Origin of the sequence: Phreatobacter stygius (assembly GCF_005144885.1) — a bacterium.
GTDB lineage: Bacteria > Pseudomonadota > Alphaproteobacteria > Rhizobiales > Phreatobacteraceae > Phreatobacter > Phreatobacter stygius.
Map to the genome: position 1 here is coordinate 7035598 of NZ_CP039690.1, position 10844 is coordinate 7046441.

16 protein-coding genes are annotated in these 10844 nt (G+C 63.2%); 1 reads left to right on the forward strand and 15 read right to left on the reverse strand.

Annotated features, from left to right (window positions below; genetic code table 11):
* Window positions 1–75 precede the first annotated feature (75 nt).
* The 15 genes from rpsQ to rpsL all read right to left on the reverse strand — a co-directional run bounded on the left by rpsQ (window position 76) and on the right by rpsL (window position 9633).
* Entirely contained in the window at window positions 76–309 is a 234-nt protein-coding gene (gene rpsQ, locus E8M01_RS33275) for a 30S ribosomal protein S17 (protein ID WP_136964096.1), read from the reverse strand.
* A gap of 10 nt (window positions 310–319) precedes the next feature.
* Window positions 320–517, reverse strand: a complete 198-nt coding sequence (gene rpmC, locus E8M01_RS33280; protein WP_136964097.1) for a 50S ribosomal protein L29 — start codon at window positions 515–517, stop codon at window positions 320–322.
* Between the two features lie 13 nt (window positions 518–530).
* Window positions 531–944 (reverse strand): 50S ribosomal protein L16, encoded by a 414-nt coding sequence (rplP, locus tag E8M01_RS33285; protein WP_136964098.1) that lies wholly within the window; start codon window positions 942–944, stop codon window positions 531–533.
* A gap of 17 nt (window positions 945–961) precedes the next feature.
* Window positions 962–1684: a 30S ribosomal protein S3 gene (rpsC, locus tag E8M01_RS33290; protein ID WP_136964099.1), complete on the reverse strand. Its 723-nt coding sequence runs from the start codon at window positions 1682–1684 to the stop codon at window positions 962–964.
* 10 nt (window positions 1685–1694) lie between these two features.
* Window positions 1695–2078 carry a 50S ribosomal protein L22 gene (gene rplV, locus E8M01_RS33295; protein WP_136964100.1) on the reverse strand — a complete coding sequence of 128 codons (384 nt, stop codon included), beginning with the start codon at window positions 2076–2078 and terminating at the stop codon, window positions 1695–1697.
* 8 nt (window positions 2079–2086) lie between these two features.
* Window positions 2087–2365 carry a 30S ribosomal protein S19 gene (rpsS, locus tag E8M01_RS33300; protein WP_136964101.1) on the reverse strand — a complete coding sequence of 93 codons (279 nt, stop codon included), beginning with the start codon at window positions 2363–2365 and terminating at the stop codon, window positions 2087–2089.
* A 12-nt stretch (window positions 2366–2377) separates the two neighbouring features.
* Window positions 2378–3211: a 50S ribosomal protein L2 gene (gene rplB, locus E8M01_RS33305; RefSeq protein ID WP_136964102.1), complete on the reverse strand. Its 834-nt coding sequence runs from the start codon at window positions 3209–3211 to the stop codon at window positions 2378–2380.
* A 16-nt stretch (window positions 3212–3227) separates the two neighbouring features.
* The gene (locus E8M01_RS33310; RefSeq protein WP_136964103.1) at window positions 3228–3527 is read right to left on the reverse strand and encodes a 50S ribosomal protein L23; all 300 of its coding nucleotides are present in this window, start codon (window positions 3525–3527) and stop codon (window positions 3228–3230) included.
* On the reverse strand, window positions 3524–4144 hold the full coding sequence (rplD, locus tag E8M01_RS33315) for a 50S ribosomal protein L4 (RefSeq protein WP_136964104.1): 621 nt from the start codon (window positions 4142–4144) through the stop codon (window positions 3524–3526). The genes E8M01_RS33310 and rplD overlap by 4 nt, the downstream gene beginning before the upstream one ends.
* Before the next feature lies 1 nt (window position 4145).
* Complete coding sequence (gene rplC, locus E8M01_RS33320; RefSeq protein ID WP_136964956.1) at window positions 4146–4859, reverse strand: 50S ribosomal protein L3; 714 nt, start codon at window positions 4857–4859, stop codon at window positions 4146–4148.
* A gap of 102 nt (window positions 4860–4961) precedes the next feature.
* Window positions 4962–5270, reverse strand: coding sequence for a 30S ribosomal protein S10 (gene rpsJ, locus E8M01_RS33325; RefSeq protein ID WP_072338649.1), 309 nt, complete (start codon window positions 5268–5270; stop codon window positions 4962–4964).
* Between the two features lie 64 nt (window positions 5271–5334).
* Window positions 5335–6525 carry an elongation factor Tu gene (gene tuf / locus E8M01_RS33330; protein WP_136964105.1) on the reverse strand — a complete coding sequence of 397 codons (1191 nt, stop codon included), beginning with the start codon at window positions 6523–6525 and terminating at the stop codon, window positions 5335–5337.
* 68 nt (window positions 6526–6593) lie between these two features.
* Entirely contained in the window at window positions 6594–8669 is a 2076-nt protein-coding gene (gene fusA / locus E8M01_RS33335; protein ID WP_136964106.1) for an elongation factor G, read from the reverse strand.
* Window positions 8670–8708: 39 nt separating this feature from the next.
* The gene (gene rpsG, locus E8M01_RS33340) at window positions 8709–9179 is read right to left on the reverse strand and encodes a 30S ribosomal protein S7 (protein WP_136964107.1); all 471 of its coding nucleotides are present in this window, start codon (window positions 9177–9179) and stop codon (window positions 8709–8711) included.
* An 82-nt stretch (window positions 9180–9261) separates the two neighbouring features.
* Window positions 9262–9633, reverse strand: coding sequence for a 30S ribosomal protein S12 (gene rpsL, locus E8M01_RS33345; RefSeq protein WP_038312203.1), 372 nt, complete (start codon window positions 9631–9633; stop codon window positions 9262–9264).
* Between the two features lie 671 nt (window positions 9634–10304).
* Between rpsL and E8M01_RS33350 the strand changes: the two genes are divergently transcribed.
* Complete coding sequence (locus tag E8M01_RS33350) at window positions 10305–10697, forward strand: hypothetical protein (RefSeq protein ID WP_136964108.1); 393 nt, start codon at window positions 10305–10307, stop codon at window positions 10695–10697.
* Window positions 10698–10844 lie beyond the last annotated feature (147 nt).

Sequence of the window (10844 nt, forward strand, 5' to 3'; positions counted from 1 at the left end):
GACGCAACCTCTTCCTTTCGCGCCCGTCTCGGATCAATCCGACGGCGGCGCGCTGTTCTGAACGAAACCGAAAGCTCAGGCCTTCGGCAGCACGACCCAACGCTTGAGCTTCGAGATGGGCTTAGTTTCCTCGATGCTCACCAAGTCACCCGTCTTGAAGGCTTTGCCTTCATCGTGGGCGTGATAGTTCTTGGACCGGCGCACGGTCTTCTTCAGCAGCGGATGGGTGAAGCGACGCTCCACCTTCACCACTACGGTCTTTTCCTGCTTGTCGCTGACGACAACGCCCTGGAGCACACGCTTCGGCATGTCGCTCTCCTTACTTCTTAGCGTCGCGCTTTTGCGCGGCGATGGTCTTGACGCGGGCGATATCGCGGCGGACCTGACGGACCCGCGCGACGTTTTCCAACTGACCGGTGGCCTTCTGGAAGCGCAGGTTGAACTGCTCCTTCTTCAGGTCACCAAGCTGGCCCTCGAGCTCGTCGAGGGTCTTGGTCCGGACTTCTTCGGCCTTCATGATCCTCGTTTCCTCACTCGGCGATGCGCTGAACGAAGCGCGTCTTGATGGGGAGCTTGGCGGCGGCGAGTTCGAGCGCCTTCTTGGCGACATCGACCGGCACGCCGTCGATCTCGAACATGATGCGACCCGGGGCCACCTTGGCGGCCCAGAACTCCGGTGCGCCCTTGCCTTTGCCCATGCGGACTTCGGCGGGCTTCTTGGACACCGGCACGTCGGGGAAGATTCGGATCCAGACGCGGCCGGCACGCTTCATCTCGCGGGTCATCGCGCGGCGAGCCGCCTCGATCTGACGCGCGGTGATGCGCTCCGGTGCCATCGCCTTGAGGCCGAACTGGCCGAAGTTCAGGTCCGTGCCACCCTTCGAGGCGCCGGAAATCCGGCCCTTGAACTGCTTGCGGAATTTGGTTTTCTTGGGCTGAAGCATGGCTCAGACCTTCCCTATCAAGCCGCGTCGCGGTCGCGGTCACCACCGCGTGGGCCACGACGGGTCGAGCCTTCACCCTCGGCCAGGCGCCTGTCCTGGGCCATCGGGTCATGCTCCATGATCTCGCCCTTGAAGATCCACACCTTCACGCCGCACGTCCCGTAGGTCGTGAAAGCGGTGGCGACGCCGTAGTCGACATCCGCGCGCAGGGTGTGCAGCGGCACGCGACCTTCGCGATACCACTCGAGGCGAGCGATTTCGGCGCCGCCGAGGCGGCCCGAGCAGTTGATCCGGATGCCTTCGGCACCGAGACGCATGGCCGACTGCACGGCGCGCTTCATGGCGCGCCGGAAGGCGACACGACGCTCGAGCTGCTGCGCGATCGACTCGGCGACCAGCGTCGCGTCGGTCTCGGGCTTGCGGATCTCGACGATGTTGATGACGACCTCGGCGGAGGTCAGCTTCGCGACCGCCTTCTTCAGCTTCTCGATGTCGGCGCCCTTCTTGCCGATCACGATGCCCGGACGTGCCGAGTGGATCGTGACGCGGCACTTGCGGTGCGGACGCTCGATGATGATCTTCGACACCGCCGCCTGCTTCAGGAGCTTCATCAGCTCACGACGGATCTTGAGATCCTCGTGCAACAGCCTGCCGTACTCGCCCTTGTTCGCGAACCAGCGCGAGTCCCAGGTGCGGTTGATGCCGAGGCGGAAGCCGATCGGATTGATCTTCTGACCCATGGTCTTCTCCTCAGGCCTTGGCTTCTTCGATCTGACGAACCACGATCGTCAGATGCGAAAACGGCTTTTCGATCCGTGCGCCGCGCCCGCGGGCACGGGCGTGGAAGCGCTTCAGCACCATGGCCTTGCCCACATGGGCTTCGGCCACGACGAGATCGTCGACGTCGAGATCATGGTTGTTCTCGGCATTGGCGATGGCGCTCTCGAGGCATTTCCTCACGGCACCGGCGATGCGTTTGCGCGAGAACTCGAGGTCGGCGAGCGCGGTGTCGACCGGCTTGCCGCGGATCAGCGCGGCAACCAGGTTGAGCTTGCGCGGGCTGACGCGCAGCATGCGCGCGATCGCCTTTGCCTCATTGTCTTTTAGTGCACGCGGAGTGGCGGTCTTACCCATGGCTCACCTCACTTCCGCTTTGCTTTTTTATCGGCCGCATGGCCGTAAAAAGTGCGGGTCGGCGAGAATTCGCCAAACTTGTGGCCGACCATCTCCTCGGTGACCTGCACCGGGACATGCTTCTGACCGTTATAGACGCCAAAGGTCAGCCCCACGAAATGGGGCAGGATCGTGGAACGTCGGCTCCAGATCTTAATGACATCATGCCGACCCGACGTACGGGCGGTATCGGCCTTCTTCAGGAGGTATCCGTCGACGAACGGACCTTTCCAGACGGAACGTGCCATGACGGGCCTCGATTACTTCTTCTTCGAATGACGGCTCGACACGATAAACTTGTCGGTCCGTTTATTCGAACGAGTCTTCTTGCCCTTGGTGGGGAAACCCCAGGGCGTGACGGGATGACGGCCACCGGACGTGCGGCCTTCGCCGCCGCCATGCGGATGGTCAACCGGGTTCATGGCCACGCCGCGATTGTGCGGACGAAGGCCCTTCCAACGGTTACGGCCGGCTTTGCCGATCGCGACGTTCATATGGTCCGGGTTGGACACGGCGCCGATAGAAGCCAGGCACCGGCCGTGAACCAGACGCTGTTCACCCGAGTTGAGACGCAGGATCACGTAGCCCTCGTCGCGACCGACGATCTGGGCATAGGTCCCGGCCGAACGGGCAACCGCGCCGCCCTTGCCGATCTTCATCTCGACATTGTGGACGATCGTGCCGACCGGAATATTGGCGGTCGGCATGCAATTGCCCGGCTTCACGTCGACGCTTTCACCCGCCACCACGCTGTCGCCGACAGCAAGCCGCTGCGGTGCCAGGATGTAGGAGAGCTCGCCATCCGCATATTTGATCAGCGCGATGAAGGCCGAACGGTTCGGATCATATTCGATCCGCTCGACGACAGCCGCGACGTCCATCTTGCGCCGCTTGAAGTCGACCAGGCGGTACGACTTCTTGTGGCCGCCGCCGCGGAACCGCGACGTGATGCGGCCAAGGTTGTTGCGGCCGCCGGTCGACGACTTGCCCTCGGTCAGCGACTTGACCGGCTTGCCCTTGTAGAGCGCCGACCGGTCGACCAGGACCAGCTGGCGAAGGCCTGGCGTGATCGGTTTGAAGGTCTTGAGTGCCATGGTTAGATCCCTCGCCTCACAGACCGGTCGTGATGTCGATCGAGTGGCCCTCGGCGAGGGTCACGACCGCTTTTTTCACGTCCGAGCGCCGGCCGAGCATGCCCTTGAAGCGCTTGGTCTTGCCCTTTTGGACGAGCGTGTTCACGCTCTTGACCTTCACGTCGAACAGCTTCTCCACCGCCGCCTTGATCTGCGGCTTGGTGGCGTCGCTGGCGACCTTGAAGATCACCTGGTTCTGCTCCGCGACCAACGAGCCCTTCTCGGTGATCAGCGGCGACTTGATAACGTCGTAATGACGCGGATCGACGGTGCTCATTTGAAGCGCGCCTCCAGCGCATCGACGGCCGCTTTGGTCAACACGAGCGTATTGCGGCGCATGATGTCGTAGACGTTGATGCCCTGGATCGGCAGGACGTCGACGAGCGGGATGTTGCGGGCGGCCAGCGCGAAGTTCTTGTCGACCTGCGCGCCGTCGATGATCAGCACGCTCGCGAAGCCGAGCTTCTCGAACTGCGCCTTCAGCGACTTGGTCTTCGTTTCGGTCGCCATGGCGTTTTCCAGCACGACGATCGAGCCGGCCTTCACCTTGGCCGAGAGCGCATGGCGGAGCCCGAGCGCGCGGACCTTCTTCGGCAGCGCGTGCTCATGCGAGCGCGGTGTCGGACCGAAGGAGCGGCCACCACCGCGGAACAGATTGGCCCTGGCCGAGGAGTGACGGGCCGAACCGCCGCCCTTCTGCTTGTAGAGCTTCTTGCCCGTGCGGTGGATTTCCGCGCGGTTCTTGACGTCATGCGTACCGGCGCGGCGCTTGGCGAGCTGCCAGCGCACGACCCGATGCAGGATGTCGGCACGCGGCTCGAGACCGAAGATCTCGTCCGACAGGTCGACCGAACCGGCATCGGCGCCGTCGAGGGTTTTGACCACGAATTTCATCTCAACCCTCCGTCGACTGTGCGGCGGGAGCGTCAGCGCCCGGCAGCGTGAAGCTACCCGGAACCGGCACGTCCTTCGGCAGCGGCTTCTTGACGGCGTCGCGAACGAGGATCCAGCCACCCTTGGAACCGGGGACCGCGCCCTCGACCAGAATGATGCCGCGCTCCACGTCGGTGCGCACCACCTTCAGGTTCTGCGTCGTCACGCGCACGTCGCCCATATGGCCGGCCATGCGCTTGTTCTTGAACACCCGGCCCGGATCCTGACGCATACCCGTCGAACCGTGGGACCGGTGCGACACCGACACACCGTGAGTGGCGCGCAGGCCGCCGAAGTTGTGGCGCTTCATCGCGCCGGCGAAGCCCTTACCCACCGTCGTGCCCGTCACGTCGACGAACTGACCGGCCAGGAAGTGGTCCGCCGAGAAGCGCGCGCCGACCGGCACGACTTCCGTGGTCCCAACGCGGAACTCGACGATCTCATGCTTCGGCTCGACCTTCGCAATGGCGAAGTGGCCGCGCTGGGCTTTCGTCGTGTTCTTCACCTTGGCAAGACCGGCACCGAGCTGAAGCGCGGTATAGCCGTCCTTGTCCTCCGTGCGATGGGCGACGACCTGACAGTCGTCCAGCAACAACACCGTCACTGGGACGTGCTCGCCGCCATCGGTGAAGATGCGGGTCATCCCCATCTTCTTTGCAATCACACCGGAACGCATCGCGCGCATTCCTCTGTCCTTGGGGTCATCCGAAAAGTCCTGGTTAGGACCGGAGAGGACCCGGGTTCAACGAGACGCACCGTCATCGGTGCGTCATGCGACTCAGAGCTTAATCTCGACGTCAACGCCGGCAGCGAGATCGAGCTTCATCAGGGCATCGACCGTCTGCGGGGTCGGGTCCACGATATCGAGCAGCCGCTTATGGGTGCGGATCTCGAACTGCTCGCGCGACTTCTTGTCGATGTGCGGCGAGCGGTTTACCGTGAACTTCTCGATCCGCGTCGGCAGCGGGATCGGCCCGCGGACCTGGGCGCCGGTGCGCTTCGCCGTATTGACGATTTCGCGCGTCGACGAGTCCAGGACCCGGTGGTCGAACGCCTTGAGGCGGATCCGGATGTTCTGACCGTTCATAGGTTCAGCCCCTTCAGGCAAAGCGACCAGGGTGCGCGGCGAGCCGCGCAACCCCGAAAATGATTCACTCGATGATGGTTGCGACGACGCCGGCACCGACGGTGCGGCCGCCTTCGCGGATGGCGAAGCGCAGCTTCTCTTCCATGGCGATCGGCACGATCAGGTTGACCGTCATGGCGATGTTGTCGCCCGGCATGACCATCTCGGTGCCCTCGGGAAGATGCACGATGCCGGTGACATCGGTCGTGCGGAAGTAGAACTGCGGACGATAATTGGTGAAGAACGGCGTGTGACGGCCACCCTCCTCCTTCGTCAGGATATAGGCCTCGGCCTTGAACTTGGTGTGCGGCTTGACCGAACCCGGCTTGCACAGGATCTGGCCGCGCTCGACGTCCTCGCGCTTGGTGCCGCGCAGGAGCGCGCCGATATTGTCGCCGGCCTGGCCCTGGTCCAGGAGCTTGCGGAACATTTCGACACCGGTGACCACCGTCTTGGTGGTGTCCTTGATGCCGACGATTTCGACTTCTTCGCCAACCTTGACGATGCCGCGCTCGACGCGACCGGTGACCACAGTGCCGCGGCCCGAGATCGAGAACACGTCTTCGATCGGCATCAGGAACGGCTGGTCGATCGGACGCTCCGGCTGCGGGATGTAGGCGTCGACGGTTTCCATCAGCGCCAGCACCGCGTCATGGCCGATCGCCGGCTCGCGGTTCTCCAGCGCGCACAGCGCCGAACCCTTGGTGATCGGAATGTCGTCGCCGGGGAAGTCGTACTTGGACAGGAGCTCGCGCACCTCGAGCTCGACCAGCTCGAGAAGCTCGGCGTCGTCGACCATGTCGACCTTGTTCAGGAACACCACCAGCGCCGGCACGCCGACCTGGCGGGCCAAAAGGATGTGCTCGCGGGTCTGCGGCATCGGGCCGTCGGCGGCCGAAACCACCAGGATCGCGCCGTCCATCTGCGCCGCGCCGGTGATCATGTTCTTCACATAGTCGGCGTGGCCGGGGCAGTCGACATGGGCGTAGTGGCGGTTCTTCGTCTCGTATTCGACATGCGCCGTCGAGATCGTGATGCCACGCGCCTTCTCTTCCGGCGCCTTGTCGATCTGGTCATAGGCCGTGAACGTCGCGCCACCGCTCTCCGCCAAAACCTTGGTGATCGCCGCCGTCAGCGACGTCTTGCCATGGTCGACGTGACCGATCGTGCCGATGTTGCAGTGCGGCTTAGTGCGTGCGAACTTTTCCTTGGCCATGACGGCCTCCTTCAATCTTCGCTCCGACGTCGGGTCCAGTGACCCAAGTCGATAGGTGCGACCAACGCTTACGCGTATTTGGCCTGGACTTCGGCGGCGACGTTGGACGGCGCCTGTTCATAGTGGCTGAACTGCATGGTGTAGTTGGCACGCCCCTGGCTGAACGAACGCAGCTGGTTGACGTAGCCGAACATGTTCATCAGCGGCACCTGAGCGTGAACGACATTGGCGTTGCCGCGCATGTCCTGACCCTGGATCTGGCCACGTCGGGAGTTCAGATCGCCGATGACCGAGCCGGTATATTCTTCCGGCGTCACGACTTCGACGCTCATGATCGGCTCGAGCAGAACCGAGCCGCACTTCTGCAGGGCTTCACGCATGGCGGCACGCGAGGCGATTTCGAAGGCGAGAGCCGACGAGTCGACTTCGTGATAGGCGCCGTCGATCAGCGTCACCTTGATGTCGACCACCGGGAAGCCGGCGATGATGCCCGCGCCCATGACCGAGTTGAGGCCCTTTTCGACGCCAGGCAGGTATTCCTTGGGCACCGAACCACCGATGACCTTGGACTCGAACTCGAAGCCCTTGCCCGGCTCGTTCGGCTCGACGACGAACTTCACCCGGGCGAACTGGCCGGTACCACCGGTCTGCTTCTTGTGGGTGTAGTCGATCTCGGCCTTCTTGGTGATCTTCTCGCGGAAGGCCACCTGCGGCGCGCCGACGGAGACATCGACCTTGTGGGTGCGGCGCAGAATGTCGACCTTGATGTCGAGATGCAGCTCGCCCATGCCCTTGATGCGGGTCTGGCCGGATTCCTGATCGGTGGAGACGCGGAAGGACGGATCCTCGCTCGCCAGTTTGATCAGCGCGAGCGCCATCTTTTCCTGGTCGGCCTTGGTCTTCGGCTCGATCGCCATCTCGATGACCGGCTCGGGGAACTCCATCCGCTCCAGGATCACCGGCTTGTTGGGATCGCAGAGCGTGTCGCCGGTGCGGGTGTCCTTCAGGCCAACCAGCGCGACGATGTCACCGGCATAGGCCTCGGCGATCTCTTCGCGGTTGTTGGCATGCATGAGCACCATGCGGCCGACGCGCTCGGTCTTCTCGCGGCTGGAATTGAGCAGGCTGGTGCCCTTCTCCAGCTTGCCCGAATAGATCCGGCAGAAGGTCAGGACGCCGTACTGGTCGTCCATGATCTTGAAGCCGAGCAGCGACAGCGGCTCGCTGTCCGACGACTTGCGCTCGATCTCGGCGTCGTTGCGCGGATCGATGCCCTTGATCGCGGGAACGTCGACCGGCGACGGCAGGTAATCGACGACCGCGTCGAGCAGCGTCTGGACGCCCTTGTTCTTGAAGGCGGAGCCGGCGAGAACCGGGAAGAAGGCCGAGGTCAGAACCGCCTTGCGGATCAGGCGCTTCAGCGTCGGCTCGTCCGGCTCGGTGCCGTCGAGATAAGCGGCCATGGCGTCATCGTCGAGTTCGACGGCGGCTTCGACCAGCTCGTTGCGGTATTTGGCGGCCTTTTCCTTGAGATCGTCCGGGATCTCGAGATCGCTCTTGAACTCGGCGCCGAGCGCTTCGCCCGACCAGATCACGGCCTTCATGCGAACGAGATCGACGATGCCCTTGAAATTGGCTTCGGCGCCGATCGGCAGCTGGATCGGGATCGGCTTGGCACCCAGGCGCTTCTTGATGTCGTCCAGGCACATGTAGAAGTCGGCGCCGGTCTTATCCATCTTGTTGGCGAAGACGATGCGCGGAACCTTGTACTTGTCGCCCTGGCGCCAGACGGTCTCGGTCTGCGGCTCGACGCCCTGGTTGGAATCGAGCACGCAAACGGCGCCGTCGAGCACGCGCAGCGAACGCTCGACTTCAATGGTGAAGTCGACGTGGCCGGGGGTGTCGATGATGTTCAGGCGCTTACCCGCCCAGTGAGCGGTCGTCGCGGCCGACGTGATCGTGATGCCGCGCTCCTGCTCCTGCTCCATGAAGTCCATGGTCGCGGCGCCGTCATGGACTTCGCCGATCTTATGAGACTTGCCGGTATAATAGAGGATCCGCTCGGTCGTCGTCGTCTTGCCCGCATCGATGTGGGCCATGATGCCGAAGTTGCGGTAGTCCTCGATCGCGTGGGTGCGCGCCATGATCGTAATCCTTCAGGTCCGTCGGGGGCCTGGGTTTCGTTACCAGCGGTAGTGCGAGAAGGCGCGATTGGCTTCCGCCATCTTGTGCGTGTCTTCGCGCTTCTTCACCGCGTTGCCGCGGTTGTTTGAGGCATCGAGAAGCTCAGCCGAGAGCTTGTCGACCATGGTCTTGTCGTTGCGCGACCGCGCAGCCTGGATCAGCCAGCGGATCGCCAGCGCCTGACGGCGATCGGGGCGAACCTCGACCGGCACCTGATAGGTGGCGCCGCCGACACGCCGCGACCGAACCTCGATCGCCGGCATGACGTTCTCGAGAGCCGACTGAAACACCGTCAGCGGCTCCTGCTTCGTCTTGGCTTCGATGATATCGAAAGCGCCATAGACGATCTGTTCGGCGGCGGACTTCTTGCCTTCGTACATGACCGAGTTCATGAACTTGGTCAGCACGACGTTCCCGTACTTGGCGTCCGGGATGATTTCCCGCTTCTCTGCCCGGTGACGACGCGACATCGTTCTCTCCGTAAACTTTTAGAGCCACCAGCTGCCCCGGCCCGACGCAAAACGCGTCTCGGCCGAAGCAGCCAGCGGAAACTCACTTCGGACGCTTGGCGCCGTATTTCGAACGGCGCTGCTTGCGGTTCTTCACGCCCTGCGTATCGAGCACACCGCGCAGGATGTGATAGCGGACGCCGGGAAGATCCTTGACGCGACCGCCACGGATCATGACGACCGAGTGTTCCTGAAGGTTGTGGCCTTCACCCGGAATATAACCAATGACCTCGAAGCCGTTGGTAAGACGCACCTTGGCGACCTTGCGGAGCGCCGAGTTCGGCTTCTTCGGGGTCGTCGTATAGACGCGTGTGCAAACACCACGCTTCTGCGGGCAGCCCTCCATGTGGCGGGACTTCTCGCGGTAGGTGCGCGGCTGACGCGGCTTGCGGATCAGCTGGTTGACGGTCGGCATCGGCGGCCTTGTCCTTAAACCTTACGAGGTCCGGTTACCCGGTCCCCACCAAAGCGTGCGAACGTTCGTCTCATTTGCGAAACGAACAACCGGACGCTCAGCCTGCCTGTGAAGGCAAACGGCGCCCGGCGAAAACAGAGGATCACCGCGCGGTGAGGCGAGGCGATCATGCAATCGGATCTGACTGACGTCAGGCGGCGTAGTCTCGGTTTGCTTCGGTCAGGGGGCGGTGAACCGCCACGGGACCGGGTGTGCAACCGACGTACGCCGGAAGAGTGAGCGGGCATTACACGCTGACTCGCGGTCCGTCAAGCGTTTGAGCATGCAAACCCGGCCAACGACGCGATGTTTCGTTTACCAGCCCCCCTGCGAAAGGAATGGTTTGTCCTCGGCCCGGCGCGCCGGTCCCGTGCTCCCGCCGGCGCCCTCCGCTGGGCGATCGGCGAGCCCCGGCAGAATCGGTTGCATAGGTATATCCACGGCACCTGCCTCTTGGCATTCCGCCCTTATTGCCCTATCGGAAGGTTCTCCGGCAGCGCTTTTTCAGTGCCTTGCCTGGGCGCCGAAGGGGGAATTGGCCGGTATTTTGGCCGAAACGGCGACGAAGCGATCAATCTTCGGCTCTTGGCATGCATGAGTGCCGAGACCTTTTTGGAGAGGAAAGACCTATCATGGCATTTAAGAACGCGTTGTTTGCTGCATTTGCGGCCATTGCGATGGCGGGCTCCATCGCCTCGTCCGCGCCCGCCATGGCGCAGACCGACCGGGATGGCCTGCAGCGCTGGATCAATGTCGTCAACCAGACCGGTGTCGAGATCCGCGAATTCTACATGACCGATGTCGACACCCGCGGCTGGGGCGACGACCGGCTCGGCCAGGACACGATCGATTCCGGTGATTCCATGCGTGTCATGCCGACCCGCCGGCAGCGCGAGCGCGGCTATTGCCAGTTCGACATGCTGGTGGTGTTTTCCAACAATGCCCGTGTCGAGCGGCGCGGCGTCAACCTGTGCTCGACGACCAATCTCGTCTGCGTCTCGACCAGGCAGTGCCGCGCCCAGTGAGCCCGGCCTCCAACTGAACCAGCAAGGGCCGCCTCGGCGGCCCTTTTTACTTTCAGGCCCCGGCTGGCGCGGGACGAGCACGGTGGTCTGCACCTCGTGCAGAACCCGCCGCGTGCAATGACCTGCGGGTCAAACGAGGCCAAGCAA

Coding starts and splice junctions, on each gene's coding strand:
- rplC (WP_136964956.1), bottom strand. CDS start 4,859: ATGCGTTCCGGTGTGATTGCAAAGAAGATGGGGATGACCCGCATCTTC.
- rplV (WP_136964100.1), bottom strand. CDS start 2,078: ATGGGTAAGACCGCCACTCCGCGTGCACTAAAAGACAATGAGGCAAAG.
- tuf (WP_136964105.1), bottom strand. CDS start 6,525: ATGGCCAAGGAAAAGTTCGCACGCACTAAGCCGCACTGCAACATCGGC.
- rplD (WP_136964104.1), bottom strand. CDS start 4,144: ATGAAATTCGTGGTCAAAACCCTCGACGGCGCCGATGCCGGTTCGGTC.
- rpmC (WP_136964097.1), bottom strand. CDS start 517: ATGAAGGCCGAAGAAGTCCGGACCAAGACCCTCGACGAGCTCGAGGGC.
- E8M01_RS33310 (WP_136964103.1), bottom strand. CDS start 3,527: ATGAGCACCGTCGATCCGCGTCATTACGACGTTATCAAGTCGCCGCTG.
- rpsG (WP_136964107.1), bottom strand. CDS start 9,179: ATGTCGCGTCGTCACCGGGCAGAGAAGCGGGAAATCATCCCGGACGCC.
- rpsJ (WP_072338649.1), bottom strand. CDS start 5,270: ATGAACGGTCAGAACATCCGGATCCGCCTCAAGGCGTTCGACCACCGG.
- rplP (WP_136964098.1), bottom strand. CDS start 944: ATGCTTCAGCCCAAGAAAACCAAATTCCGCAAGCAGTTCAAGGGCCGG.
- rpsS (WP_136964101.1), bottom strand. CDS start 2,365: ATGGCACGTTCCGTCTGGAAAGGTCCGTTCGTCGACGGATACCTCCTG.
- rpsL (WP_038312203.1), bottom strand. CDS start 9,633: ATGCCGACCGTCAACCAGCTGATCCGCAAGCCGCGTCAGCCGCGCACC.
- E8M01_RS33350 (WP_136964108.1), top strand. CDS start 10,305: ATGGCATTTAAGAACGCGTTGTTTGCTGCATTTGCGGCCATTGCGATG.
- rplB (WP_136964102.1), bottom strand. CDS start 3,211: ATGGCACTCAAGACCTTCAAACCGATCACGCCAGGCCTTCGCCAGCTG.
- rpsC (WP_136964099.1), bottom strand. CDS start 1,684: ATGGGTCAGAAGATCAATCCGATCGGCTTCCGCCTCGGCATCAACCGC.
- fusA (WP_136964106.1), bottom strand. CDS start 8,669: ATGGCGCGCACCCACGCGATCGAGGACTACCGCAACTTCGGCATCATG.
- rpsQ (WP_136964096.1), bottom strand. CDS start 309: ATGCCGAAGCGTGTGCTCCAGGGCGTTGTCGTCAGCGACAAGCAGGAA.